Below are 24,482 nucleotides of genomic sequence, written 5' to 3' on the forward strand. Positions count from 1 at the left end.
GAAGTCGCGCTTGATTTTTGCCTGCCATTGGCCCACCCGAGAGGCATGGCAAAGGACAACAAGGTCATCGCCGCGAACGCGGCCTTTTACGCCGCCTTTTCATCGGGCGATTTTGACGAGATGAGGCGGATGTGGGCGGATGACGACGCCATTTCCTGCATTCATCCCGGCTGGCCTGCGATCGTCGGCCATGCCACCGTGATCGGAAGCTGGCGCGACATCCTGCAGAACCCGGAGCGGCCGCAGATCGTTTGCGCCGAGCCGCAGGCCATCGTCGATGGCGACAGTGCGCGCGTGCTCTGCATCGAGATCGTCGACGGCACCGCCTTGGCCGCCGCCAACCATTTTCGGCGCGTCGGCGACGACTGGCTTCTGGTGCACCACCAATCGAGCCCCATCGCGCAGATTGTCGAGCAGGCTGAGGACGATAGAGCGAGCCACCGGGTGCACTGACCGCGGCGGCCTTCTACTGTGCATGGGGTTGTTTTTCAGTTTTTTTGTTTGGCGTCGAGTTCCGACAGATCGTCCAGCACCACCCGCGCCGCGCTGAAATCATCGTCCCGGAAGTACATGCTGCGGGTGATGAGCACGGGAATGCTGGCTCGCGAAGCCGCTATCAGCCCGTTGGCGGAATCCTCGATCGCGACGCAGTCGGACGGCGCCAGCTTCAATCGCGCCAGGATATCGAGATAGACATCCGGCGCAGGCTTCTTGTGCCTGACGTCATCGCCGGCAACGATCGCATCAAAATCCGCGGCCCAGCGCGCCCCCAACGCCCGCGACAGCAGCGCATCGATGTTGCCGTGCGAGGTCGTGGTCGCAATCGCAAGCCGCTGGCCGCGCGCCTTTGCCGCTGTGAGCAGGTCCGCCACGCCGGGCCGCAAGGGACAGCAGCCGGTCTCGACCAGTTCGGCAAAATGCGCCGTCTTGATGCGGTGAAGCTCGGCGATATCAGCATCCGACAAGGGCGACGCAATCCACTGCCTGGTGTGGAAAGCGCGGATGCGTTCCTTGCCGCCGGTCACCCGTAGCAGGTCCTTGTAGGCGGCCCGGTCCCAATGCCAGTCGAGACCGTGACCGGCAAAGGCGAGGTTGAAGGCCCGCCGATGCAGCTCCTCGGTCTCGGCTAGCGTCCCGTCGACATCGAAGATCAGCGCGGCGGCGTTCCGGATCAGCTCTGCTGCGCTGGATGGCGCAATGGTGGCTGCTTCCGCCTGCATGGTCCACGCCTCCCTGTGCCGCTCGACCATCGTCTGGACCGGCGGGCAAGTAAAATCGCAATATCTTTTGCCGGACCCAAAAATCTCTTATGAGCGGGGACGCGCAGCTTGGCGCGAACGGGAACTCCGACCTGCACGGGAGACGCATGCGGCTCTTCATCCTCGGCCTCGGCTATAGCGCCCGGCATTTCGTCGGCAGGTTCGGTGGCAGCTTCTCGCATATCGCCGGTACGGTCCGCGATCCCGCCAGGCAGGACGACCTCGCCGGCATCGAGCTGCATGGCTTTTCCGGCAGCCGACCGGCTGACGCGACGGTCGACCGTATCCGCGAGGCCGATGTCGTCCTCGTATCGATCCCGCCGGGCAGCGCCGGAGATCCCGCACTCATGGTGCTCGGCGACGTGCTCGCGGCAGGCCGCCGCAAGGTCGTCTATCTCTCGACCATCGGCGTCTACGGCGATCACGCCGGCGGATGGGTAGACGAGAGCACGCCGCCACAGTCCGCCCTCGATCGCGCGCGCATGCGGGTCGCAGCGGAGCAGGCCTGGACGGAGACGGCAAACGGCGATGTCGCGATCCTGCGGCTTGCCGGCATCTACGGCCCCGGCCGCAACGCGCTGGTGACGCTGCGCAGCGGTACAGCGCGCCGCATCATCAAGCCCGGCCAGGTCTTCAACCGCATTCATGTCGATGATATCGCGAGCGCGATCATGGCCGCAATCCACCATCGGGGCGGCGGCATCTGGAATGTCTGCGACGACGAGCCCACGCCGCCCCAGGACGTGATCACCTACGCCGCGCAGCTGATGGGCGTCGCTCCGCCGGCCGAAGAAGCCTTCGCAACTGCCGAGATGTCGGCGATGGCGCGCAGCTTCTATTCCAGCAGCGCCCGCGTCTCCAATGCGAGACTGAAGCGCGATCTCGGCGTCACGCTGACCTATCCGACTTATCGGCATGGCCTCGATGCGCTGTGGCGTGCGGGGGACGGACGATAGGGGTTCGGCATCTCTGGCGCGTCGCGTGCATTGCAAGACCGTTGGCATGCTCGATCCAGACAACGGCACGCCGACGCCCCGGCCGCCTTTCAACGCCCAGCGCTAGCTCAACACGCCATACTTCTTGAACCAGGCCTGCGCCTGCTTCCAGGCATCTTCCGCCGCGTCCTTGCGGTAGCTGCCGCGATAGTCGGCATGGAAGCCGTGCGGCGCCTCCGGATAGATCTTGAATTCGGCCGTCTTCTTGTTCTGCTCGAGCGCCGCCTTGAGCTGCTCGACCTGGGCCACGGGGATTTCGGTGTCGGCGCCGCCATAGAGGCCGAGCACCGGCGCCTTCATCTCGGGCGCAAGCTGCAGCGGGCTCTTCGGCCAGAGCGGATTGGGCGCGTCAACCGGCGGACCGTAGAAGGCGACGCCGGCCTTGAGCGTGCCGCTATGGGCGGCATATTCCCAGACCGTGCGGCCACCGCGGCAGAAGCCGATGATGCCGAGCTTCGCGGTGTCGCCGCCCTGCGATCCCGCCCAGGCCACCGTCGCATCGAGATCCGACATCAGTTCGGCGTCCGGCTTGGCGTTGACGATCGGCAGCAGATCCTTCATGTCGGTGACCTTGGTGAGGTCAGTGCCCTTGCGGAAATAATAGTCGGGCGCGACGGCGAACGCGCCGAGCTTGGCGAGGCGCCGCGTCACGTCCTTGATGTATTCGTGCAGGCCAAAGATTTCCATCGCGACGATGATCACCGGCGCCTTGGTGTTGCCGGCGGGACGGGCGAAATAGGCCGGCATCTCCTTGGCACCGACCTTGATCTTGGCGTCGCCGGCCTGAAGGCCGCTGGTGTCGGTCCTGATCACCTCGGCGCGGACGGGACCTGCCGCAAGCGTGTAGCCGGCGGCAACGGCCACGGTGGCGCTCATGAATCCGCGACGCGAGACCGGGGCGACTTTCGTCAACCCGACGACGTCAGCTGTCATGGTGGTTTCAATGCTCATCGGTTGATCCTTCCTGATGCCTAGCCCTGATCTTCAGGCGACGCATTCGCCAATAATTGCCGGCGAAACGCAAATCACCAGCCTGCGAGCGCGCTGCGCCTCAGGACCTGCCTTGATGTTGCTTCACCGGCGCGGTCTCCGGCATCAGGCTCATCGCGACAAATCGCGAGCCGATCACGGTTTGACGCTGAAAGGCTTGGCTCGCTCGTTTCCCGCCGACACTCTGGAAGTCCTCGGCGATTGTGTGCCCGATTTAACCGCGCGACCGCATTGCGTCGCAACATCCATTAACCGAAAGAAGGGGTTCTCCGGCTCCCGCTACATCATCACGTGTTGCAGATTGTGTGCGGGTTCGCGCAATTCGAAACGGTTCGCCGCAACAATCGGCCCGATCGTGGCCGCAACGACAGATATTTGGGTGCGAGCCCACGCCATTTGACTGAAATTTTCAGATCAGTTGAACCTTACTATTTACTCGAACTTTCTTTGTGACGCTCTAGTTCCACTCCCGAATGTTCCATCTCCAGAACGGAGAAGCGTCTCCAAGCGCGGCACGTGTTTCAGCTTCATTCTGACCCGCAGCGATTGCGCTACCAACGACTCAATTGAATCAAGCTTTATCCGATATGGCATCGAAATGAATTTGGCTCGCGAAGCGATTGAATTATTGGGACAGGTGGCGCGGATCCTGTGGTTCGAAGGAACCAAGCACGGAATGCGCGATCGCGAGTGGATGGCGCTGCGCTTTCTCTTCCGTGCCAACCGGTTCTCAAGGACGCCTTCGGCGCTGGCGAGCTATGTCGGCACCACGCGCGGCACCGCCTCGTTCATCATCGGCGAGCTCGAGCGGCTCGGCTATGTGGAGCGGAAGCGCTCCGCCAAGGACAAGCGCTCGGTGATGCTGAGCGTGACGCAGCAGGGCAAGAAGTTCCTGGCGCGCGATCCCGTCAATGGCCTCGTCGAGGCCATCGCCGTCCTCGATGACGACAGCAATATCCGCTTTCGCGACACCTTGCGACACGTGCTCGATCAGGCGGATGCCGCCGAACAGCGGCACCATACCGACGTCTGCAAGCGATGCATCTTCCTCCGGGAGGATCGCACCAGCTCCGAGAACAAGACGACGGTCGAATTCACCTGCCGGCTGTTTCGCGCGCCGATCGCGGAGGCCGAGATCGACCTGCTATGCACCAGCTTCGAGCACCACCGCCAATAAAATTGTCGGCCGATCACTTTCGCGGCGAATAGATGACGCCGCCGCTGGTTTCCACCACAAGGCGGCCGTTCTCGTTTCTGATCTCCTCGATCCGGCCGAGGTTCGGGACCTGCTGGCCGAGCACGGCCTCGACGACACCGTTGGGACTCTGCAGGATCGCGATGCCTTCATAAGCCTGGCGGACCGACCAGCCCTTGACCGTCTTGCGCGGTGCCGAGCTGCGTTCGGCCGGAGACACCGAGCCCGTGGTCTCCGGTGCTGCGACCGAAGCCATCATCGGCATCGCCGGCGACGGCTGCGCAGCAACGGGAGTCGACGGCTGGACCTGGGCCTGGGCGAGCCTGTCGAGCTTCGCGGTCGACGACGAGCTCACCCGCTCGATACGATCCAGATTTTCGGCGAACCGGCCGAAACGATCGCTGGTCGCCTTGCTCGACTGATCGACCGCGGTGCGCAGGCCGTCGAGATTCTCGGACACGCCGGACAATTGCTTGCGCAGCTGCGCGACCGTATCGCGCAGATTCCTGATCTCCGCATTGGCCGCGACATTGGTCTGGCTCGGCTGCGTGGTCAGATAGGCGATGACGCCGGTGCAGGCGCAGACCACCAGGATGGCGGCAACCGCCAATGTCGCGAGCGGAGCGACCCATGTCGGACGCGGCGGCGGCGGCTTGGCCACGATCACCGCCGGCTTGATCACCATCGGCGCAGGCTTTGGTATCGCCATCTTATCGAGGCGCGCCTTGGCACGAATACGCTTCAATCCCTCGAGCGCTTCTTTGGCCGCAACTTCGTCGCTCGACGCCGATGCAGGCTTCGCGGCCGTCGCGGGCTTGGCCGCGCGCAGTGCATGATTGGTCTTGGTGTCGCGCGCTTCCGGAGCCGGCTTCGCCGCTGCAGTTAAATCCGCAGTTTCGGCGGGGCGCGCTTTTCCATCGGACAACATTTGAAAATGCTCCGTTCGTTTTCGATCTGTTGAACGAAGCTAGCTGGCGAAGCTTGCCTGAAACGTGCGCATCAAAAAATCTCTTCGTCACAAACAATGCGACGTCGAATGAGTCCAACGCGTCACGCAAGAGGCAAAAGTGCGACTCGAAAGACACACACTCGCCAAGATTTCGCCAAGCTGGAGTCTCGCCGCCATACATGAGTCGAATTGTCGCAGGCGGGTGCGCGGTCAGGAGAGTCAATCCGGGGTTGAAAATCCCTCCCTGCGACGGTCCTGCGGCACCGCTCAAAATAGCTGTATTTGTATGGGCATGCGGTACTTTATAACCGTCGCGGTGCAAAAGTAGTTTGAGAACTAAATCAACTGGTGATGCTGTTCATACAAAGAAACAACCAGAAACAAATCAACAGCATCAAGCACACGTAGCAAACGCTTTGCTTCGCACGCTTGATCGGAAATCGGCAATTGTTACGGTCCTATCCAAGTGATTCTCGCCCGTTGGTGAGGAGAACGACTGAGTTCAGTAGTGTTCGGACGCGATGAGCAACGTGACGCAACTGTACCAGGTCGCTTTCTCAATCCGCCCCGCAAGGTGATCCGTAAGACACCCGCCGGGCTTCACGCAGTAAGCGTTCAGTATCGAGTCGAAGTAACAGGCCTGCTCACGCAGGCACTGAATGCGTAGGGCTGCCCGCGAATATCGAAACCATAACAACGGTTCGCGGGAGGGAAATATCGTCAAACAGCATGGCTGCGAGCCGGGGCATCACAATAACCTCCCGGCCGCTGCAAGTGCGAAACAGGGGCGACTGACTGATGTATATTATCGTTGATGATCGCGAGAGCGTCACGAACAGCTACGTAGGAGGACTCGTTCGCGAGGGCGTATCGTCGATCGGCTTCTCCTCCGGAGAATTCTGGGACTGGCTGCAATCCGCGAACGAATCGGACCTGGCAGCGGTCGATGCCTTCCTTCTGGGGGACTGCGATGCCCGTGGAAGCCTGCCACGAGCGATGCGTAAGCGGTCCACGGCTCCGATCATCGCCATGAGCGGCCAGAAGATGCTCAAGAACACGCTGGAGCTCTTTGAATCCGGCGTGGACGACGTGGTTCATGTGCCGATTCACCTGCGTGAGATCCTCGCCCGAACGGCCGCGATTGCCCGCCGCCGGGTGGGCGAGTTGCCGAGGCCCTGCGAGACCAGGATCCAGGTCTTCTTCAACGGACGTGACCCCGAGATCGCGGGCCACGCCCTCACCCTGCCCCGCCGCGAGCTGCGCATTCTCGAGTATATGGTGAGCAATCACGGCAAGTGGATCACCAAGACGCAGATCTTCAACGCGGTCTACGGCATCTTCGAATCCACGTTCGACGAGAGCGTGATCGAGAGCCATGTCAGCAAGCTGCGCAAGAAGCTGCGTGACCGGCTCGGTTTCGACGCGATCGTGGCACGGCGCTACGTCGGATACCGGCTCAACATCCCTGCCAGCGAGGCCATCGACGAGCCGATGCAGGAGCTCGACGAGGTCGGCATCCTTCTGAACCGGGCACATGCTGCCCCGGCGGCGTACCAGCCCGGCAACTAACGCGCCACAGCGCCGCTCGCAAACGACCACCGGCCTCTGCGGGGACACCCCGCAGAGGCCGGTTTGTTTTCAGCGGCAGAAACGTCGTTACGACGGTGCAGCTTCGCGGCCCGGCGCGTCAGGGCTTCTGCTGGAATTCTTCCTTGGAGACGTAGTTGAAGTCCTCGACCAGCACGTCCTGGACGATGTCGGCCTGCATCCGCTCGTTGACGCGCTGCTTGATCGCGGCGGTGAGGACGGAGAGGTCGTAGCGGGCGAGCTTCCTGAAATCGAGCTTGTCGTCAGCGTAGATCCGGCGAAAGGCTTCGTCGACGACGAACGGCTCGGGCGGAACGGCGAGCTGGTGCATGGTCCGCGCCTCCACCGTGTAGACGAAGCGCGCGACGATGTAGCCCTGCACGGCGCCGCTCTCGACCATGGGTATGCTCAGTGCCCGGGTCTTCTGGTATTGCAGCCCGTCGAGATATTCGTCCTTCGCGGGCAAGAGGGTGCCGTTTTCCTTCCAATAGGCCACGCCATAGCTCGTGCCCGCGGTGAGGATGCATACCCAGAGCCCGGCCAGCACCAGTTTGATCATTTTCCGTCCCGCGCTGCGCGACCGGTGTAGGTGCCGTCCGACTCGGCATCCTTGATCGCCCTGACGATGATGGTCGCGACCTCGCGCACGGCGTCGTAATGCATTTCGAGGAGAGAGCGGTTTCGCTCGAGCTTTTCACGCAGCCGCTGGATCTCGTCGGTGATCTCGGTTTCGCCGCCGAGATGCATCCGCGCCCGCATCAGGCGGACGAATTCCAGCATGCTCCGGCTCTTGCGCATGCTGAAATCGTCGAAATCGACCTTCTGTCCGGTCGCGAGCGCGACGGTTTCTTCCTCGACGATGTTCTCGAGCCGGCGAATTGCGGATAGCAGGCCACTGACCTCCTCGGACCGCGTCGCCTCCAACCTTGCCCCTTCAGCGTCGTCTGATGGAATGTTGCCGCCGACAATCGGCAGGGGCACGGGCAACAGAGCATCGCCCGGCGCGGCCTCCGTCATCACCGTGGAGTCCACGACCGGTTGCTCCATCACCGGAAGTGTCGCGCCTTGTTCTACCTGCATAGCAAATTTACCCCTCAACTTCCGTCACCCATGTCCCAGATCCATCAGCCCGACTTGCCCGTCACATCCGGACCAGCCGGGTGTGCGGACGCGAGCTGCTTGGCAATTCCGATCCCCTTGCCCTTCGCGAGTTGGGCGCCAAGCTGCTCGGCCAGCATCGACTTCCAGACGCCGCCGGCGGTGCCCTTGCCGAACACCTCCTCCGACTCCTTCGGCAGCATCGTCTCAACGAAGGTCTGCAGGATGAACGCCTCGAACTTGCGATAGACCTCGTCCGGGCCGGGCTTCTTGATCACCTGGACCGGCGGCCCGTTCACCACCCCCGACTGCGCTTCCGTCACCTTTGCGGCGGATTGATCGGCCGCCGCCGCGGCCGCCCTGCTGGCCTCGGCGTCCATCGTCGCGGCGAAATCGGCGTCCGACGTTTTGAGCGCGTCGAGCTTCGCGGTCGCGGTGCGCTGCGCCACCGGATCGGCGGCGTCGAGGACGTCGAGCACGAGGTCGGGTGTCGCTGTCACGATCATGTCTTGTTCCGGCTGGCTGGCCACGGCGTCAAATCGCGCACGGCGGCATGTGTCCCCGTCGTTTCCTCAAGCGAGCGCTTCTCGGCGTCGCGAAGCTTTTCGGCCAGCGCCACCTTGGCGACTTCCTCGAGCTGTTTTACCCGCCGGTTCTCCGAGCGGACCTTGTCGAGCTGCATCGCAGCACGCTCCTGCACGGCGCGCGCGCCGACGGTCGTCCTGTTGAGGCGCCGCGCGATCGACTCGCTCGAGGATCCGGCCGGCGGTTTTCCCTCGTTCAGAGTCCCGACCAGCCACGCCTGCTCATCCTGCATGGTCTGCTCCTGCTGCCGCAATTGCGCGAGCTGCCATTCGGACAGCCGGAGCTGGAGCTTCACCAGCGAGACGATCCGACCGAGCTTGTCCGCGCGCGAGGTCATGGCCCGTCATCCCGCCAGCCATGACGACATGCCGAGCATGAACTGCGTCAGCAACTCGTCGCTGGTGAGGTAGAGCAGCAGCAAACCGCCAACCAGGACGAACGGCACCGAGACGAAATAGACCGCAATCGACGGCGTCAGCTTGTTGATGAGACCGACCGAAAAATTGACGATGACGGAATAGACGATGAAGGGACTGGTGATCCGCAGCGTCAGCACGAACGCGTCCGTGAGGCGGCTCGTGAGCTGGTTCAGCGCCATCTCGCCACTCAGCTTCTCGCCGGGATGCCAGACGTCGTAGGAGTTCATCAACCCGCGCAGGACCTGCCAGTGCTGGTCGGTCAGGAAAAACAGCGTGGTGACCGCGGCCATGATCAGCGGCACCGAGGCCGGCGTCGGATCGTTGTCGCCGAGCGGCACGCCCGGGATGTTGCTGAGCCCGATCGCGCTCGCCATGACGGTGGACATGGTCTGGAGCGCGAGGAAGAACACGCGCCCGCCGAGGCCGATGACGCTGCCGACCAGGATTTCGGTGCCGATCAGCAGCGCGAGCGTCAGCGGCGACGCATCGTCCACGAGCGGCTTCAGGACCGAGACCAGAATCGGCGACAGCGCGAACGTCGTGACGAGCGCGACGAACAGGCGGATCTGCGGCGGAACGTTCGTGCTGGAATAGCCGGGCACCAGCATCAGGCAGGAGCCGATGCGGCAGAACACGATGAACGTGGCGAGCACATTGTCGGCAAGGCCGCTGATCACGAGATGGCTCCGAGCGCCCGGATCTCGGCGCTGCGAGCGACCTCGACATGCGACAGGATCGGCAATGTCGGGAACACCCGTTCCAGGATCATGCGGACGTAGGGGCGCGCTTCCGGGGTCACCGCCAGCACCACGCTGGTTCCGTCCTCGGTGAACTTCCGGATCGCAGCACTGGCTTCGGTCGCGAACTGTTCGATCAGCCGCGGGTCGGCGTCGAACTCGACCACGTCGCCCTTGCCGTCGCGCTTCAGGCTCTGGTGGAAGGCGAGATCCCAGCGGTTGCCGAGGCGGAGGACGTTGAGCACGCCATTGTCGGAGAGATCGCCGCAGATCTGCTGAGCCAGGCGCATCCGCACGTGCTCGGCCACCTGCTCGGACCGCCGCACATGAGGCGCGATCTCGGCGATCGCTTCGAGAATCAGATGAAGATTCCGGATCGACACCCGCTCACCCAGCAGGATCTTCAGGATCGCCAGCAGGCCCGAATAGGAGATCTGCGACGGGCAGAGATCGTCCACAAGGCGCTTGTATTCCGGCTCGAGCCGGTCGAGCAGTCCGCGCATGTCCTTGTAGGACAGAAGCTGGGAGAGATTTGCCCTGAGCACTTCACTCAGATGCGTGAGCAGCACCGACAGATTGTCGACCGGTTTGCAGCCCTGCCGCTTGACCTCATCGGTGAACGCTTCCGTCACCCACAGCGCCTTCATGCCGAACGCGGGTTCGATCACCTCGTCGCCGGGCACGTCGGGCTTGCCGTCCTTGTCGACCAGCACCATCACCTCGCCGATCCTGAGCTCGCCATGGGCGACGCGGGTATCGTGGATCCGGATCTGGTAGCCCTTCGGGTCGATCGACAGATTGTCCGACAGCTTGATCTCGGGGATGACGAAGCCATACTGCTTGGCAAACTTCTTGCGGATCTTGCTGACGCGGTGGGCAAGCTCGTTGCGCGAGCCGAGCAGGTGAACCGACAGATGGCTGCCGAGCGACAGCTCGATCTCGGCGGTCTTGAGCGATTCCTTGACAGATTCCTTGGCGTCGTTCTGCGCCCGCTCTTCCGCCTTGCGGGCATCCTCCTTCTGCTTCGCGGCCGCCTGCCGTTTCGGCAGCGAGTAGCCGACGAAGGCCATGACGCCGCCCAGGAGCACGAACGGCGCCATCGGCAATCCCGGCATCAGAGCCAGCACGAACATCATCAAGGAAGCAGCCGACACCGCGCGCGGATAGCCGCCGAGCTGCCGCAGCACCGCCTGCTCCGCCGAACCCCTTGTCCCGCCCTTGGAGACCAGAAGGCCCGCCGACAACGACACGATCAGTGCCGGCATCTGCGTGACCAGACCGTCGCCGACCGAGAGCTTGGTGTAGACGTCGGCGGCGCGCGACAGGGTCAGCCCGTGATGGGTGACGCCGATGATGATGCCGCCGAAAATGTTGATCGCCGTGATGATCAGGCCGGCGATGGCGTCGCCGCGGACGAATTTCGAGGCACCGTCCATTGCGCCGAAGAACGCGCTCTCCTCCTCGAGCTCGCGGCGCCGGCGCTGCGCTTCCTTGTCGTCGATCAGGCCCGCGGACAGATCGGCATCGATCGCCATCTGCTTGCCGGGAATGGCGTCCAGGGTAAAGCGGGCCCCGACCTCGGCGATTCGCGTCGCACCCTTTGTGATCACGACGAAATTCACCGTGACCAGGATCGCGAAGATGATCAGGCCGATGACGAAGTCGCCGCCCATGACGAATTTCGAGAAGCCGGCGACAACGTGGCCCGCGGCCTGTTCGCCCTCTCCGCCCCGCGAAAGAATCAGACGCGTGGTGGCGACGTTCAGCGCGAGCCGCAGGATCGTCGCGATCAGGAGCACGGTCGGGAAGGCGGAGAAATCAAGCGGCCGCTGGATCCATAGCGCGACCATCAGGATCAGCGCCGACAGTGCGATCGAGAATGCGAGGCCGAGATCGATCAGGATCGGCGGTATCGGCAGGAACAGGATCGTGAGCATGGCCACGATACCGCCCGCGAAAAAGGCGTCCGCGCCGAGGCGTCGCGGGTTCGGCAGGCTAGCAGCTAACGTATCGGCCATGGGTCACCGGCAGCAGGGTCCGCCCTGCAATTTGCCCCGCAAAGCTTACGCGAGGGTGGTGGCCGGATCTTTCCGCGGATCAGAAGCCGTGCTCGATCCGCGAATAGACCATCTCGGTGAAGGTGGAGATGTGCGCACCGATGAAGGAGCCGGAAACGGCCACGACCACGAGGATGACGACGATCTTCGGAACGAAGGTCAATGTCGCCTCCTGGATCTGGGTCAGGGCCTGGATCAGCGCGATGACGATGCCGACCAGCATCCCCGCGCCGACCGCGGGTCCGCAGGCAACGAGGATGGTCCAGATCGCCGCCTGGACGATGTCGAGGGCGTCGCGCTCGTTCATGGCTAGCTGATCGTGAGGCCGGGGCCGACCGCGACCTTGGTGCCATCGTCGAGGGTCGCGACGGAGCCATTGCTGTTGATGGAGATCGACGCAACCTTGCCGGTGAAGGTCGCTCCGGTCGAGTCGGTGAAGCTGACGTTCTTCCCGATCAGCCCGTCCGCCTGCGACAGCGCCTGCGAGGACAAGAGCGAATCCAGCTTCGTATTGGTCTGCATCGCCTGCTCGACCGACGACAGCTGGGCGAACTGGCTCATATATTGCGACGTATCCATCGGATTGGTCGGATCCTGGTTCTTCATCTCGGCGATGAGGAGCTGGAGGAACGTGTTGTAGTCAACGGTGTTGCTCGACGTCGACGTGGTGGACGAGGTCGAGTTGGTGCTTGTGGTATCGGTCGCGCTGGGGACGTTCATGTGCCTCTCCGCTGTCAGGCAGCCTTGAATGGGGATTCGGTGGTGGCGCCGGCGAGGATCGCCTGCTCCAGGGGAAACAGCGCCCGGATCCGCTTGAGTGCCTCGAAATAGCGGGTCCCGCCGACCATCTCGTCGATCGCGGAGAGCCCGTCCAGCATCTCGCGGTTCTCGCACACAGCGAGAAGGGCCGCGTGGTGCTGCCCATAGAGCGAAGCGGCGGCGCCGACATCCGTCGGGTTCATCAGCATGAGCTGGACGATGAAATAGAGCTGGCGCATCGCCGTGGTGGCGTCGGAGGCCTGCATGACCTGCCCTTCAAGCAGGAACATCACGTCGTTGACGAGCTCGAGCGAGACCTTGCGGTCCACGCGCAGCACCGCGCCGTTGATGTAGACCCGTTCGCCCGCCCGCAAGGAAATCTTCATTACAGCGCGTCTCGGATCATGCGGTTGATTTCGACGAGCTGCATCACGTCGTTTGATCGTTCTTCGCGAAGGCGATCGGCTTCCTTGACGACCCACAGACCGATCGAGATGATGTCGGCGCGCAGCTGTTCGGGCAGTCCGTTCTCCGGATGCGCGAGATCCTCGATGAAGATCGTCCACAGCCGCCGGACATAGAGCAGGCTCTGAACTTGATCCTCCCTGCTATGGTGCTCGTTCTGGAGCTGCTCCAGCCGGTCGATGCCGAGGCTGAGCGCCTGGCGCTCGCGCCCCCGCGCCTCGTAGCCGCTGTCTTCAACGACCGTTTCGTAGGCTTCAAAAGTCATCCGGACAACTCTGCGCAGAAAATTGCAAAAACTAGGAGCGAACGCGACCGCCGCTCGGACTCAGAGATAGTTGATGAGGCTGATCTTCTGGAGCCGCGAGGTGAGCGCGAGCGCCGTCTGGATCTGGGTCTGTAGCGCATTGACGCGCACCGATGCCTCCGTCGGATCGACCTTCTCTATGCCGACGATCTGATTGTTCAGAATGTCCTTCTGGGTCTTGAGCTTGTCGGTCGCGGTGGTGAGCCGCTGCTGGACCGTGCCGACGCTGCCACCGAGCGCAGCAAGGTCGGTGATGGCGCTGCCGACGAGGCCGATGGCCTTGTCCACGACGACCTGGAACGTCGACTGGTTCAGGTTCGCATTCCCGAGATCGGCCATCATCGTATAGGCCTCGGCAAGCTTGCGGAAGCCGATCTGGTTGGCGCTGACGGAGGTATCGGCGATCTCGGTCGTGGAGATGCGGCTTTGCATGACCTGGTCGGTGGCCGATGACCAGTTGGTGTTCCAGGCCGGGCTCGCGAACTCGGCATCGAAGGTGGTGTTGAGGAACGTCTGCATCTGAGCAGGGGTAATGCTGCTCACGCTGGGCGAGGATTGCGAGAAGCCGAAGCCCGCCGGTGGCGCTGCCGCGAAATCCGCATCGACCTGGTTCTTGCTGGCGGAGCCGGCGGCGTAAGCCGTGATCGGCTGGTTCTGCGTGTTGATGCCCGAGAACAGGTACGAGCCGTTATAGGAGATGTTGAGCGCGCCGATCAGATCCTGGAGGTTGGAGGACGCAGGCGGCAGGATGATCCGCCCGCCGCCGTCGGTGCTGCGGGCCGCGATCAGGTCCTTGAGGAAGTCCGTTGCGGTCGTGCTGAGCTGGGTGATGCGGTCCTGGGTCACGTCCAGGCGTCCCGCGACCAGCCCGTTGGTATCGACCAGCTGGTCGGCGAAGCTCATGTCCGCCCGCAAGGTGACGTCGCCGCCCGTCGTGGCACCGAGCTCGAGGCCGACATCGGCGAAGCGGCCGGTGGTCGCCTCCGTCGACGCCTTGCTCAGCGCAGCCTGGTTGTTCGTGATCGAGTACCTCAATGACGAGGACAACATCAGGGTGGAAATGTAGTTGGCGCTCATCATGACTAATTCCCCACGGCGGCTAGCAAGGCTTGCAACATCTGGTCAACGGTCGAAATGATCTTCGACGAGGCCGAATAGGTACGTTCGACCTGGAGCATCAACGACATCTCGTCGTCCATGTTGACGCCGTTGACGTTCGACAACGCCGTCGTGCTGCGGTCGAGCAACGTGCTCTGGTACTGGGAGTTGTCGTTGGCGGTCTTGCGCTGGTTTTCGATCCAGCTCGTCGACGACGCCGCGAAGTCGATCAGGCTGCCATTCGGCTTGCCCTGCGTGGTCGCGTCGAACGGCTGCGACGCATCCATATTGGTGATGAGCTGCTGAAGCCGGGTCGAATAGCCGCCGCTGCCGGCGGTGTTATACTGGTAGGCGACGCTGCCGCTGATCGCGCCGTCGCGCAGCAGGTTTGGGTTGCCGCCCTGCGCCGGATCGACCGATGCGGCAACCGAGATCGTGCCGGCGAGGCCCGCCGAGACGGTGGCGCTCGCGGGCATCGCCGGCGCGCCCGGATAGGTGAAGAGACCGGGAACGTCGGGCAGCGACGCGCCCGATTGATCGCTTTCCTTGAAATTATTGATCAGGCCGCGGGCGATTTCGTCGAGCTGGCTCTGATAGGTGACCGTGTCGTTGTCGCGCAATTGGGCGAGACCGGCGAGCTTGCCGGACTTGATCGGCATCACCGAATTGGCGCCGGTCACGGGCACGCCGTCGATAAAGACCGCGTTTCCCGTGATGCTCGCCGAATAGGAGGTGGTCGGGGCGAAGCTCACCGCCCGCGCCGTCTTGTCGAACAGCACCACGCCGCTGTCGGTGTAGAGCGCTGCATCGCCGTTGGTGCGGATCGACATCGTGACGCCGACCTCCTGCGACAGCTTCGAGACGATGCTGTCGCGCTGGTCGAGATAATCGGTCACGTCGTCGCCGGCGATCGTCCCCTTTACGATCGACGTATTGACGGTCTGGAACTGGGAGAGCAGCTGGTTGATGTTCTGGACCGAAATGTTCATGTCGGCATCCGCGCCCTCGCGGACCGACTGCACGGTCTGGGTAGCCTGGTTGAGCGCGGTCGCCATGTCCTTGGCGGATGTGACTGCGGCCTGTGCCAGCGTGGTGTTGTCAGGGGCATTGGCGTATTGCTGAAGCGCCTGCTTCAGCGCATTGAGCTGCGCCGTCGGCGACTGGTCGAGCTCCGGATCGTCCACCGTGGCAGACGCAATCTTCTGGAGACCGTCATAGATCGCGCTCTGCGTGGCGGCCGCGGAGGTCGCCGTCAGGACGTTGCTGTACAGACCTGAAGAGGCGGCGCGCTGGATCGCTGCCACATAGACGCCGGCGCCGGGAAGATTGTCCAGCACCGTGATCTTGCGCGAATAGCCGGTCGAACTGGCGCCGGCGATGTTGCGCGAGACGGTCGACGACTGGACGCCCGACGCCATGAGCGAATTGCGGGCGGAGTCGAGGGCTGAGGTAAGGGACATGGCGTGCTCTTGGCGTGCTCTTGAACGTTCTCTTGCCCGGGATCGGCGCTGAGGGACTCAGCGCTTCAGGTTGACGACGACGTCGAGCAGATCGGCGCCGGTCTGGAACGATTTCGAGTTCGCGGTGAAGCCGCGCTGCGCCTCGATCATCGAGGTCAATTCGTCCGCGAGATCGACGTTGGAGTCTTCCAGTGCACCAGACTGGATGGTTCCGAGGCCGCCCTGGCCGGCCAGGCCGACCTGTACGTTTCCGGAGTCCAGGTTCGGCGAATAGACGTTGCCGACCTCCGGCGTCAGATGGTCCGGGCTCGGCACGGTGGCGAGCGCGATCTGGAAGCTCGGCAGCTCGGTGCCGTTCTTGAGCACCGCGGTGACGACGCCCTTGGCGTCGATGTTGACCTTCTCGACGGCGGACGGCGCATTGCCGTCGACGGTCGCCTTGAAGTCGAAGGCGGAGGCGACCTGGGTCATGGCCGACATGTCGATGTTGAAGGCCGAGCCGCCGGGAATGGTGACCGTGAGCGACTTGGTGCTCGCTGCAGCCAGCGCGCCCTTGCCGGCCGCAGTGACGTCGAAGGTGAACGTTGTCGCGGCAGAGGGACCGCTCGTCAGCGCGGCTCCGGACGGATCGTAGACCTCGACGTCCCACGTATTCGCGCCGGTTTTTGCCGCATAGACGTCGAGTGTCACGGCGTTGCCGATGTTGTCGTAAGTCACCATCGACGTCTTCGACGTGTAATTGCCGGGACCGGCCGCAGCGGCCGGTGTGCCGACAAGTGCCGCGCTCGGATCCAGATTGGCCGCCACGGTCGCCGTGGTCGAGGGCGAGGCCTGCAGCGCCATCTGATTGACGTTGATGACCTGCAAGCCGCCGAAGCCGTTGGCGGAGACATTGGGCGCGGCGCCGTTCTGGATGTTGTAGCCCATCAACTGGAAGCCGGCCGTGTTGACGAGGTTGCCAGTGCTGTCGGGCACGAACGAGCCGGCACGGGTGAGGAAGTTATTGCCGTTGGCGTCCTGCACGACGAAGAAGCCGTTGCCCTGGACCGCAAGGTCCGTCGTCGAGGTCGTGAACTGAAGGTTGCCGGGATCGGTGATGGCGTAGCGGACCGTGGTCTCGACCGCGCCGGAATCGTAATTGCCGGAGCCGCTCTTCAGGATCAGCGAGGAGAACTCCGTCGAAGCCCGCTTGTAGCCAACCGTGTTGACGTTCGCGATGTTGTCCGAGACCGTCGACAGCTTGTTGGACTGCGCGTTCATACCGGAAACGCCGGTGCGCATAACACCATACAGGCTCATGAATAGGGCTCCTTTGGCAGATTGTCGTTACAATGGGGGGTCTTGCTTGCGCGGGGCTGATGGTCAGAGACGATGCACAACTTCATGCGGTGCATCGTCGTTTCACGTCGTTGATTCATGTTGTTTTGGGTTGGCATAACGAGCGCGCCTTGTCGGTCCATGCGCCGAAGCCGCTGGAGACGAGATGCGCGACGATGTGGCAGACGTAGCGCTTCTGCGCCGGTTGATTGTTGGGACCGGCATTGTAGCGGGCGACCGCCATGGTCCAGCTTCCCTCGCGTTGCTTCAACTCCTTGAGGAAGCGCGCGGCGTAGTCGACGTTCTTGGCCGGATCGAACATCGCCCGCACCGACGTGAACTTGTCGCCGTGAAAATAATGGTTGATTTGCATGCAGCCGAGATCGATCAGCTTGATGCCTTTGCTACGCATCGCTTCGAAATTCGCCATCGCATCATCCATGTCCTTGGCGAACACGGTCTGGCCTTCCGCACCGAGCGCATAAGGATAGAGCGCGCCGCGCCGGCCGGTCTCGGTGAGGCCTACGGCATAGAGAATACCGAGCGGAATCCCGTGCTGCTGCGAGGCACGCGCCATCTCGCGCTCGCAGGGGCGCGTAGTGCCGGTCGCCGCCGCCTCGGCTGCGCCTGCGCTAAAGATAAACAGGGCCGCGACGAGTATGCGGCGCCACGTCCTGGTCATGGCGTGCCTCCTGGTTGGGCTGCTGATCCTGCCGGGCTTGCCTGGCTCCGCTGTCCGACTGACCGGACGACGTGCCCGCGCCGCTGAACGCGCCTTGCGACTGGGATGATTGCTGTTGCTGGCCCGCGAGCTGTGACTGTGACTGGCCGGATCCAGGCTGGAATCCGTCGAGCGAGCCGTGCTGCACCGGTGCGACATCGGCCACGTAGCCCGCCGATTGCATCAGGTCGCGAATCTGGTCGCGCTGCTGGTCCAGCATCGTGCTGGTGTCCTTGCGTTGGGCAGCAAGCTGAACCGACACCTCGTTGCCGACGAGACGAAGGCGCATGGTGACGCTGCCGAGCGCCGGCGGCTCGAGATTGACGGTGAGGATCCTGAGCGGCTGATCCGGTGTATTGTTCTGGCCGCGCACGAGATCGGCCGCGGCGGGTGCGGCCGGCGCAGGTGAACCCTTCAGCTCCGACACCACGGCGTTTGCGACCTGCTGGGTCGCGCTGAACTGCGGCACGGGAGGCAGATGCGTCTCCTGCTGAACCACCGTGACCTTGGTCGTTTCCGGCAAGGCGTCGCGGCCTGCGGACTTCGCGGCGCGCTCGACATTCGCCGTGACGGCTTCGAACCCGGATGTGGCGGCGGGCATGGCTTTCGGTTGAACCTCGCTTTCCTCCGGCATCGCCTGCAGGGTCGCCGCGGCCGGCTGCGGCCGCGGCCCGGAGGCATCGGTCGTGGAGCGCGCGACGGTCGATGATGCTGCGGCGGATCGAGCGACATCTGTCGTCGCCGCCTTTGCGTCGGTGATGCCTTGAACCTCACGCTTCGCTGTGGAGGGCCGTTCGTCGCGGGTCGAGGTGTCCTTCCTGTCGTTCGACGGCTGCGGCGTCTGAATCGTCACGACTTGCGCGGCGGCGAGTTCCTGCCCCACGATCGTCGGAACTGCCAATCTGCTCGGGACGTCAGCCTTCGGCGTTTGATCGACCGGGTCTTTCTTGGTCGACGACTTGGGCTCCTCGGTGCGCTCGTGCGCCGGCTCGTCCTTGGGCGTGTCGGGCTCGGCCAGCTGAGCCAGGCGCGGGCGTACCGAAGCAGCCTTTGCGGTGGTGTCGCCACCCTGATCGTCCAGCGCCCGCTTGGCCATATTCGAGACGGTGTGCAGCAGATCGTGAAACGAGGAGTCGTCTGCCGTTTTCGCTCCCGTCGTCGCCGTGCCCTTCACTGAGCGGGACACCCCGCGCGTAAGAGTTTCGGCGAGGCCTGCGAAAAGCTGTCCGGAAGTTCCACTAAGCTTGGTCATGGACGGCGATCCTTGATGAGTAGCTCCAGTTCGCCCAGCTGCGTCTGGGCGCGCGCGAGCATTGCGTTCGACGACGCCAGATCGATCCGCGCCGGCGTGGGCGGCGGTTTGTCGGCCGACATGGCAGCAGTGGGGCCTGCAATGGGCTTGCGGACGTCGAGCGCGAGCTGGAGGGTTGCATTGAGGAGCAGGACGTCGCGCTCCGCCAGCTTCGCCCGGTCGATCGCCTTCAGCTCGGCAAAGCCGCCGTCATATTCGTCGGTGAGAACGCGGGATGCGCCGCGGTAGAAATGGGCACGCTCGCGATCGGGCGTGGCATCGGCGCTGAGCGTCAGCGCGCGCTCGCCTGCGAGCCGCGTCACGGTGAGTTTGCCGCGAACCAGCGCGCCGCGTGCGATCACCAGATAGAGCTTGAGGCGGCTGGCGCGGTCGACCTGTTCCAGCAGCGCCGCGACCCGCGCAAAGCGGCGATCGTCCAGCGCAAGACTCGATTGCGTGAGGCCCGTGGAGAAGCGTTGCCAGAAATCGCCGGCATAGACCGAGTTGCGGTAGTGGCGGATATAGGCCAGCGTCAGGAACTCGAACTTGTCGAAATCCTCGGCTTGCCCGACCAGCAGGATCTCGCGCCGTAGCGCCGCTTCTTCGACCAGTGTGCCGGGCAGCAGCAGGCGCGCGTCGTCGAGACGCTCGATCGCCAGCGATCCCTCGGAACGTGCAAAGAGCGCACCCTGGACCAGTGCGACCTGCCCGCCCATGCCGGACGAGATCGTGCGCGGCCTGACGTCCTTGAGCAGATCCCTCGCCTCGTCCTGCCGGCCTTCGACATAAGCGAGCGCGCCGTCGAACAGCCGCGAATCCACATTGATCTTGTCGCGCGGCAGCTTGCGGACGATCTGTGGGGCGCCGCCACTGAGCAGATAGATCACGACCGCCTGACCGTTCTGAGGATTGCTCCAGACACTCGCATCGGCGGCGAGAAATTTTTCGCCGATCTGCCGGATCAGCGCGATGTGGCTGGCGTGCGCCGCGGTGTCGCCATTGGCGATGCCGTCCTGCACCGACTGCAGCGCGCGGACGAGCTCAAACGGCTCGCCGGACGGCACTGTCGGTTCGGCAGATGCGCGTGTCGCCACGAGCGACAGCACCATCAGCATCACGGCGCGGAGCAGCGGCCTGGTCAAGGGCGCTTCTCCCGGATCAGGATCTCGATCCGTCGATTCTGTGCTGCGGCCGGATCGTTCTGAAGCTTTGGCCGGCGGTCGGCATAGCCTTCGACATGCTCGATCCGCTGCGCATCGACGCCGGAGCGGACCAGCATGTAGTAAGCCATCTGCGCGCGCGCCGTAGACAGCCGCCAATTGTCGTAGTTATCCGACTTGTAGGGCCGATTGTCGGTATGACCGCGGACGATGATCATGCCGCGGCGCTTCGCGATCAGTGGGCCGATCTTGTCGATGACGCGAACGAGTTCTGGCCGCGGCTCGGCCGAGCCGACTGCGAACATGCCGAAGCTCGCATCGTCGGTCAGGCTGACCAGCAATCCCTCCTCGACCTGACGAACCTCGGCCACCGGCCCGGCGCCGGCCTTGATATCCGAGAGGGCATCGGCGATCGCGGACTGAAGCTGCTTCACGGTTGGCTGCTGGGTCTGGGCCGCGTCACGCGGCTCGGATTCCTTCGGAGCGTCGGTGGGACGTGCCTGCGGCGCGGCGTTGGCCTGAAGGTTGGCCTGCGTGTTCGGCTGAACGCTGCCGTCGCGCGCAGACGATGATGGCGCCGGTCCCGGCGGCAACAACGGCGACTGGATCGTGGACGACGCCGGCGCATCGGGAGCCACGCTGCCGCCGGCATCATCGGTCCTGCCGCGGCGCGGTTCGCCCTGATTTGTGCCGGCCGGATTGTCGCGCGCAGAAGCATTCGGCTTCGGCTCGCCATCCATAATTCTATCGGCTTCCTTCGAAGCCTCGGGTGCGAGCTTCCAATAGCCGGGATCGAACGGGTCGCGATAGGCGTCACCGCCCTTGAGGCCGTCTTCTTCGGCCGACGTCAGCGCACCGGCACGCCGCTGGCCCGAGGCCTGGTTCGAGCTCGCCGCGATTTCGGCGAGCGTTGCGTAGGGATCGCGGAACAGAACCTTCTCTTCGTAGAACGGCGGCTTCTCGGCCGTCGGCGAGTCGCCGCGGCGCTCCTCGTTCGGCCCGGACGGCTGGCGCTTGCCATCCTGCCCCTCGAACGTCGTCGGCTCCTTCTTGGTGAGATCCTTCAGTCCCTTCGGCGCAGGTGCGTTCTCCGCGAGCTTGATCGGGTTGAAATAGCTCGCGACCACCTGCTTCTGGTCCTGGTTCAGCGCATTGAGCAGCCACATCACCAGGAAGAACGCCATCATCGCGGTCATGAAGTCCGCGTAGGCGATCTTCCAAACGCCACCGTGCGCCTTCTCGTCTTCGAAAGCGCTCCGCCGACGGATAATGACGAGCTCGTGCTTGACCTCCTCCATGGTGAAACTACCGGCGCGCCTCTTTCAGCCGATCCATCCAGGTCGAGATCTGCGTCTCGATCGTGGTCTGATCGGCGAGGACGCGAACCTCGACGGCGTCGGCGGACTGGTATTCGACGCCAGTGCGGCCGGCCAATTTGAGTTGCGTCCTGACGAGGTCGATGAGCTCGCTGGGTCCGGTGACGCGGAACGCCGGCACCGGGGAATTCGAGGTCAGCGCCGAGATCTGCTCGACCAGGGATTCAATCGCCTTGTCGCGGACCGCGTCGGCGAGGAACGGCAGCAAAATCCGCGCGACCGAGCTTGCAATGTTGCTCTCGATCTCGCGGCAGGCCGCGTCAAAACCGTTGACGATCGCGACCGCCTGCTGGTCGGACCATTTGGCCCGCTCTTCGCCGAGCCGGATCGCGCTGCGGACACGTTCTTCGGCGAGCTTGGCTTCGCCTTCCGCAAGGCCTGCGGTATGGCCGCGTCGATAGGCGTCTTCGAGCAAATTGACCGGCGCGGCTTCCGGCGCGGGCGCCGGAGGCGGCTGAAGTTGCGGCTGCGCCTGACGCTGCGATTGAGGCTCGCGCCGGACGTCCTTCTGCCGTGTCAGAACGTCCTGGATCTTGGGCGGCGGAGGCGGCGGCGGCGACTTGACCCGGCCGTTCGCGTCGAATTGCGTCAGGAGTTTTCCGATTGCCGCGTTCATGCCGCCTCCTCGCGTCGCATCCAGTCTTTAAGGATTGCCGCCGCCTGCATCTGATCGAGGCGGACGATCTGCTCCAGCCGCTTCTGCGGCGTACGCTGCATCTTGCCTTCGAGGTCCTCGACGAGGTTGAGCTCGGGGTCCTGGCTATCGGCCAAGGCAAGGGCAGAGGCAGCCTCGAGCTCGGCGGCCTCTGCCGCCTCGGTCTGCTCCTGCGCGGCGCGATGGGTCAGGATGCCGTTGACCGCGGGCCGAAGCCCGAACCAGACCAGCATCGAGGCGACGGCCAGGATCGTCACCGCGTTGATGACGCTGCCGAGCTGCTTGTTCATCATCTCGACGAAGCTGATCGGCGGCACCGGCGCGAGCTCGCGCGAGCCCTCCACGAAGTCGACGGCGGTCACCTGGATCTGGTCACCGCGCGCCTTGTCCAGTCCGCCGGCGGTCGCTGCGAGCTGGCTGATCTCGGCGAGCTTGCTGTCGACGATGGCCTGGTTGGTCTTGTCGCCGAGGTCGGCGACGAGCCGCGTGCGGTTGACCAGCACGGCAATGAAGAGTTTCTTGACCGAGTAACCGTCGCTGACCGTCGTCGTGGTCTTGGACGACACCTCGAAATTGGTAACGTCCTCGCGTCGCGTCTTGTCCTCGCTGGAGTTCTTGGTGCCGCTGGCGTTGACCTGCTGGTCCGGAAGGTTCTGCTGGACGGTTGTCGGCGTCGAACGGTCGGCGTTCGATGACTTCTCGTTTTCGCGAACATTGCGGACGGAACGCTCGGCGCGGGTCTCCGGATCGTAAACCGTCTCGTTGGTCTGGCGCTTGTCGGTGGAGAGCTGCGGCGCGACGCTGACCTCGAAATTGTCCAGGCCCAGATACGGCGTCAGCGCCTTGCGGATGTTCTCCTGCACCATTCCGCCGACCGTCTTCTGGAGGCTCGCCATCTTGGTCGGCGCGGCGCTGGCCTCGTCCTCTTCGGCCAGCAGCATCGAGCCGTCGGCGTCGAGCACGGTGACCTTGTCGCGCGTCATGCCGGGAATGGCGGCCGCGACGAGGTGGCGGATCGACTGCGCCGTGCGCGCCTCGATCGCACCGTCGGTGCGCAGCACGACTGATGCAGAGGGCGGCTGCTGCGTCGCGCGGAACGAGCCGCGCACCGGCATCACGATGTGCACCCGCGCCGCCTTGACGCCCTTCATCAGCTGAACGGTACGCGCGATCTCGCCCTCGAGCGCGCGAAGCTTCGTGACCTCCTGCATGAAGGAGGTCAATCCGAGCGATCCGATCTTGTCGAACAGCTCGTAGCCGGCATTTGCGCTGGTCGGCAACCCCTTCTCGGCCAGCAGCATCCGGGCCTGCGCAGTCTGGCTCGGCCGCACCGAGACGGCATCGCCGGCCGCGCTGATGTCAAAGGTGATGCTCTGCTGGCGCAGCGCGGCGCCGATGCGTGTCACGTCTTCGCGGTTGAGGCCGGTATAAAGCGTCTCGAATTCCGGCCTGCTCAGATAATAGGCGCCCCCGACGACGGTGACGAGGACGGCGAAGCCGATCAGTCCCAGGGCCATCAGACGTCGCGGCCCAAGTTCCAGCAGATTGTTGAGCAGCTGCTGTAGCTGCGCGCGACTGAACATATGACCTCGTACCAATGCGAACGGTGAGGACATTCCGCTGTCAACCTTGTCTGAAGGTTGCGCGAACACGCGAATGTTTCGCTTCGCAGGCGAGGCGTTGCAATTTTAGAAGAGCTTTGAGCGACGCAGGCAAGTCGATGGCAACGGGCCGACGATCGAATGCGTTACCGCGCGATCGACTGGTGCCGTACTGCATAAGCCTGGCGTCGGGAGGCCGATTACGGGCACATCATGTGCCGTCACTTCCGCCGGTCACGGCGGGGACCGTGCTCCGTCGGGAGCACGGTCGTTTTCGAAGCGGGAGCTTACTTGAAGAGCGAGAGGATACTCTGGCTGTTCTGGTTGGCGATCGAGAGCGCCTGAACGCCGAGCTGCTGCTGGGTCTGCAGCGCCTGGAGGCGGGTCGATTCCGCGTTCATGTC

The 24,482-nt window shown here is 63.8% G+C and carries 27 protein-coding genes; 4 read left to right on the forward strand and 23 right to left on the reverse strand.

The window, feature by feature from the left end; all coding sequences use genetic code 11:
• Nucleotides 1-45: 45 nt before the first annotated feature.
• Nucleotides 46-453, forward strand: coding sequence for a nuclear transport factor 2 family protein (locus tag YUA_RS0141665; protein ID WP_027535942.1), 408 nt, complete (start codon nt 46-48; stop codon nt 451-453).
• 35 nt (nt 454-488) lie between these two features.
• Here the strand turns inward: YUA_RS0141665 and YUA_RS0141670 are convergent, their stop codons facing one another.
• Nucleotides 489-1,220 (reverse strand): HAD family hydrolase, encoded by a 732-nt coding sequence (locus YUA_RS0141670; protein WP_027535943.1) that lies wholly within the window; start codon nt 1,218-1,220, stop codon nt 489-491.
• A 146-nt stretch (nt 1,221-1,366) separates the two neighbouring features.
• Between YUA_RS0141670 and YUA_RS0141675 the strand changes: the two genes are divergently transcribed.
• Nucleotides 1,367-2,215, forward strand: coding sequence for an SDR family oxidoreductase (locus tag YUA_RS0141675; protein WP_027535944.1), 849 nt, complete (start codon nt 1,367-1,369; stop codon nt 2,213-2,215).
• 102 nt (nt 2,216-2,317) lie between these two features.
• Here YUA_RS0141675 and YUA_RS0141680 read toward each other — a convergent pair whose 3' ends face one another.
• Entirely contained in the window at nt 2,318-3,205 is an 888-nt protein-coding gene (locus YUA_RS0141680) for a dienelactone hydrolase family protein (RefSeq protein ID WP_027535945.1), read from the reverse strand.
• Nucleotides 3,206-3,842: 637 nt separating this feature from the next.
• On the opposite strand from YUA_RS0141680, the gene YUA_RS0141685 reads away from it, so the two are divergent.
• Nucleotides 3,843-4,421: a MarR family winged helix-turn-helix transcriptional regulator gene (locus YUA_RS0141685; protein WP_027535946.1), complete on the forward strand. Its 579-nt coding sequence runs from the start codon at nt 3,843-3,845 to the stop codon at nt 4,419-4,421.
• Between the two features lie 13 nt (nt 4,422-4,434).
• Here the strand turns inward: YUA_RS0141685 and YUA_RS0141690 are convergent, their stop codons facing one another.
• The gene (locus tag YUA_RS0141690) at nt 4,435-5,367 is read right to left on the reverse strand and encodes a hypothetical protein (protein WP_027535947.1); all 933 of its coding nucleotides are present in this window, start codon (nt 5,365-5,367) and stop codon (nt 4,435-4,437) included.
• Nucleotides 5,368-6,186: 819 nt separating this feature from the next.
• On the opposite strand from YUA_RS0141690, the gene YUA_RS0141695 reads away from it, so the two are divergent.
• On the forward strand, nt 6,187-6,957 hold the full coding sequence (locus YUA_RS0141695; protein WP_027535948.1) for a response regulator transcription factor: 771 nt from the start codon (nt 6,187-6,189) through the stop codon (nt 6,955-6,957).
• 118 nt (nt 6,958-7,075) lie between these two features.
• Here the strand turns inward: YUA_RS0141695 and YUA_RS0141700 are convergent, their stop codons facing one another.
• From YUA_RS0141700 to YUA_RS49615, 20 genes are all read right to left on the reverse strand, one after another.
• Nucleotides 7,076-7,534 (reverse strand): hypothetical protein, encoded by a 459-nt coding sequence (locus YUA_RS0141700; RefSeq protein WP_027535949.1) that lies wholly within the window; start codon nt 7,532-7,534, stop codon nt 7,076-7,078.
• A complete protein-coding gene (locus tag YUA_RS0141705) occupies nt 7,531-8,055 on the reverse strand; it encodes a hypothetical protein (RefSeq protein ID WP_027535950.1) in 525 nt (174 codons plus the stop codon). The genes YUA_RS0141700 and YUA_RS0141705 overlap by 4 nt, the downstream gene beginning before the upstream one ends.
• A gap of 44 nt (nt 8,056-8,099) precedes the next feature.
• Complete coding sequence (locus YUA_RS0141710; RefSeq protein ID WP_027535951.1) at nt 8,100-8,579, reverse strand: rod-binding protein; 480 nt, start codon at nt 8,577-8,579, stop codon at nt 8,100-8,102.
• Nucleotides 8,576-8,995: a hypothetical protein gene (locus tag YUA_RS0141715; protein ID WP_027535952.1), complete on the reverse strand. Its 420-nt coding sequence runs from the start codon at nt 8,993-8,995 to the stop codon at nt 8,576-8,578. Before YUA_RS0141715 ends, YUA_RS0141710 begins: the two co-directional genes overlap by 4 nt.
• 6 nt (nt 8,996-9,001) lie before the next feature.
• The gene (gene fliR / locus YUA_RS0141720; protein WP_027535953.1) at nt 9,002-9,754 is read right to left on the reverse strand and encodes a flagellar biosynthesis protein FliR; all 753 of its coding nucleotides are present in this window, start codon (nt 9,752-9,754) and stop codon (nt 9,002-9,004) included.
• Nucleotides 9,751-11,832: a flagellar biosynthesis protein FlhA gene (gene flhA, locus YUA_RS0141725; RefSeq protein WP_027535954.1), complete on the reverse strand. Its 2,082-nt coding sequence runs from the start codon at nt 11,830-11,832 to the stop codon at nt 9,751-9,753. Before flhA ends, fliR begins: the two co-directional genes overlap by 4 nt.
• 79 nt (nt 11,833-11,911) lie before the next feature.
• Nucleotides 11,912-12,178: a flagellar biosynthesis protein FliQ gene (gene fliQ, locus YUA_RS0141730; RefSeq protein WP_027535955.1), complete on the reverse strand. Its 267-nt coding sequence runs from the start codon at nt 12,176-12,178 to the stop codon at nt 11,912-11,914.
• 2 nt (nt 12,179-12,180) lie between these two features.
• On the reverse strand, nt 12,181-12,591 hold the full coding sequence (flgD, locus tag YUA_RS0141735) for a flagellar hook assembly protein FlgD (protein WP_027535956.1): 411 nt from the start codon (nt 12,589-12,591) through the stop codon (nt 12,181-12,183).
• A 14-nt stretch (nt 12,592-12,605) separates the two neighbouring features.
• Entirely contained in the window at nt 12,606-13,016 is a 411-nt protein-coding gene (gene flbT, locus YUA_RS0141740; RefSeq protein ID WP_027535957.1) for a flagellar biosynthesis repressor FlbT, read from the reverse strand.
• Complete coding sequence (gene flaF, locus YUA_RS0141745) at nt 13,016-13,360, reverse strand: flagellar biosynthesis regulator FlaF (protein WP_027535958.1); 345 nt, start codon at nt 13,358-13,360, stop codon at nt 13,016-13,018. Before flaF ends, flbT begins: the two co-directional genes overlap by 1 nt.
• Nucleotides 13,361-13,420: 60 nt before the next feature.
• Nucleotides 13,421-14,479 carry a flagellar hook-associated family protein gene (locus YUA_RS0141750; RefSeq protein ID WP_027535959.1) on the reverse strand — a complete coding sequence of 353 codons (1,059 nt, stop codon included), beginning with the start codon at nt 14,477-14,479 and terminating at the stop codon, nt 13,421-13,423.
• A gap of 2 nt (nt 14,480-14,481) precedes the next feature.
• On the reverse strand, nt 14,482-15,957 hold the full coding sequence (gene flgK / locus YUA_RS0141755) for a flagellar hook-associated protein FlgK (protein WP_027535960.1): 1,476 nt from the start codon (nt 15,955-15,957) through the stop codon (nt 14,482-14,484).
• A 57-nt stretch (nt 15,958-16,014) separates the two neighbouring features.
• Complete coding sequence (locus tag YUA_RS0141760; protein ID WP_027535961.1) at nt 16,015-17,256, reverse strand: flagellar hook protein FlgE; 1,242 nt, start codon at nt 17,254-17,256, stop codon at nt 16,015-16,017.
• A 115-nt stretch (nt 17,257-17,371) separates the two neighbouring features.
• Nucleotides 17,372-17,956, reverse strand: a complete 585-nt coding sequence (locus YUA_RS0141765) for a transglycosylase SLT domain-containing protein (protein ID WP_027535962.1) — start codon at nt 17,954-17,956, stop codon at nt 17,372-17,374.
• Nucleotides 17,907-19,247, reverse strand: a complete 1,341-nt coding sequence (locus tag YUA_RS0141770) for a flagellar hook-length control protein FliK (protein ID WP_027535963.1) — start codon at nt 19,245-19,247, stop codon at nt 17,907-17,909. The genes YUA_RS0141765 and YUA_RS0141770 overlap by 50 nt, the downstream gene beginning before the upstream one ends.
• Complete coding sequence (locus tag YUA_RS0141775; RefSeq protein WP_027535964.1) at nt 19,244-20,428, reverse strand: chemotaxis protein; 1,185 nt, start codon at nt 20,426-20,428, stop codon at nt 19,244-19,246. The genes YUA_RS0141770 and YUA_RS0141775 overlap by 4 nt, the downstream gene beginning before the upstream one ends.
• Nucleotides 20,425-21,744, reverse strand: a complete 1,320-nt coding sequence (locus YUA_RS0141780) for a MotB family protein (protein ID WP_027535965.1) — start codon at nt 21,742-21,744, stop codon at nt 20,425-20,427. The genes YUA_RS0141775 and YUA_RS0141780 overlap by 4 nt, the downstream gene beginning before the upstream one ends.
• Nucleotides 21,745-21,751: 7 nt before the next feature.
• Nucleotides 21,752-22,438, reverse strand: a complete 687-nt coding sequence (locus YUA_RS0141785; protein ID WP_027535966.1) for a hypothetical protein — start codon at nt 22,436-22,438, stop codon at nt 21,752-21,754.
• Nucleotides 22,435-24,060 (reverse strand): flagellar basal-body MS-ring/collar protein FliF, encoded by a 1,626-nt coding sequence (gene fliF / locus YUA_RS0141790; protein WP_027535967.1) that lies wholly within the window; start codon nt 24,058-24,060, stop codon nt 22,435-22,437. The genes YUA_RS0141785 and fliF overlap by 4 nt, the downstream gene beginning before the upstream one ends.
• A 305-nt stretch (nt 24,061-24,365) precedes the next feature.
• On the reverse strand, nt 24,366-24,482 hold a 117-nt coding region (locus YUA_RS49615; protein WP_256375434.1), incomplete at its 5' end, for a flagellin.

Source organism: Bradyrhizobium sp. WSM3983, from assembly GCF_000473045.1.
In the GTDB taxonomy this organism is placed as follows: domain Bacteria; phylum Pseudomonadota; class Alphaproteobacteria; order Rhizobiales; family Xanthobacteraceae; genus Bradyrhizobium.

Bases quoted from the DNA above. Each gene is read 5' to 3' on its own strand.
- YUA_RS0141780 (WP_027535965.1), bottom strand. From the start codon at position 21,744: ATGGAGGAGGTCAAGCACGAGCTCGTCATTATCCGTCGGCGGAGCGCT.
- YUA_RS0141700 (WP_027535949.1), bottom strand. From the start codon at position 7,534: ATGATCAAACTGGTGCTGGCCGGGCTCTGGGTATGCATCCTCACCGCG.
- flgD (WP_027535956.1), bottom strand. From the start codon at position 12,591: ATGAACGTCCCCAGCGCGACCGATACCACAAGCACCAACTCGACCTCG.
- flaF (WP_027535958.1), bottom strand. From the start codon at position 13,360: ATGACTTTTGAAGCCTACGAAACGGTCGTTGAAGACAGCGGCTACGAG.
- YUA_RS0141705 (WP_027535950.1), bottom strand. From the start codon at position 8,055: ATGCAGGTAGAACAAGGCGCGACACTTCCGGTGATGGAGCAACCGGTC.
- YUA_RS0141670 (WP_027535943.1), bottom strand. From the start codon at position 1,220: ATGCAGGCGGAAGCAGCCACCATTGCGCCATCCAGCGCAGCAGAGCTG.
- YUA_RS0141765 (WP_027535962.1), bottom strand. From the start codon at position 17,956: ATGACCAGGACGTGGCGCCGCATACTCGTCGCGGCCCTGTTTATCTTT.
- YUA_RS0141690 (WP_027535947.1), bottom strand. From the start codon at position 5,367: ATGTTGTCCGATGGAAAAGCGCGCCCCGCCGAAACTGCGGATTTAACT.
- YUA_RS0141710 (WP_027535951.1), bottom strand. From the start codon at position 8,579: ATGATCGTGACAGCGACACCCGACCTCGTGCTCGACGTCCTCGACGCC.
- flhA (WP_027535954.1), bottom strand. From the start codon at position 11,832: ATGGCCGATACGTTAGCTGCTAGCCTGCCGAACCCGCGACGCCTCGGC.
- fliF (WP_027535967.1), bottom strand. From the start codon at position 24,060: ATGTTCAGTCGCGCGCAGCTACAGCAGCTGCTCAACAATCTGCTGGAA.
- YUA_RS0141760 (WP_027535961.1), bottom strand. From the start codon at position 17,256: ATGAGCCTGTATGGTGTTATGCGCACCGGCGTTTCCGGTATGAACGCG.
- flbT (WP_027535957.1), bottom strand. From the start codon at position 13,016: ATGAAGATTTCCTTGCGGGCGGGCGAACGGGTCTACATCAACGGCGCG.
- flgK (WP_027535960.1), bottom strand. From the start codon at position 15,957: ATGTCCCTTACCTCAGCCCTCGACTCCGCCCGCAATTCGCTCATGGCG.
- YUA_RS0141770 (WP_027535963.1), bottom strand. From the start codon at position 19,247: ATGACCAAGCTTAGTGGAACTTCCGGACAGCTTTTCGCAGGCCTCGCC.
- YUA_RS0141785 (WP_027535966.1), bottom strand. From the start codon at position 22,438: ATGAACGCGGCAATCGGAAAACTCCTGACGCAATTCGACGCGAACGGC.
- YUA_RS0141750 (WP_027535959.1), bottom strand. From the start codon at position 14,479: ATGATGAGCGCCAACTACATTTCCACCCTGATGTTGTCCTCGTCATTG.
- YUA_RS0141675 (WP_027535944.1), top strand. From the start codon at position 1,367: ATGCGGCTCTTCATCCTCGGCCTCGGCTATAGCGCCCGGCATTTCGTC.
- YUA_RS0141695 (WP_027535948.1), top strand. From the start codon at position 6,187: ATGTATATTATCGTTGATGATCGCGAGAGCGTCACGAACAGCTACGTA.
- fliQ (WP_027535955.1), bottom strand. From the start codon at position 12,178: ATGAACGAGCGCGACGCCCTCGACATCGTCCAGGCGGCGATCTGGACC.
- YUA_RS0141715 (WP_027535952.1), bottom strand. From the start codon at position 8,995: ATGACCTCGCGCGCGGACAAGCTCGGTCGGATCGTCTCGCTGGTGAAG.
- YUA_RS0141665 (WP_027535942.1), top strand. From the start codon at position 46: ATGGCAAAGGACAACAAGGTCATCGCCGCGAACGCGGCCTTTTACGCC.
- YUA_RS0141680 (WP_027535945.1), bottom strand. From the start codon at position 3,205: ATGAGCATTGAAACCACCATGACAGCTGACGTCGTCGGGTTGACGAAA.
- YUA_RS0141685 (WP_027535946.1), top strand. From the start codon at position 3,843: ATGAATTTGGCTCGCGAAGCGATTGAATTATTGGGACAGGTGGCGCGG.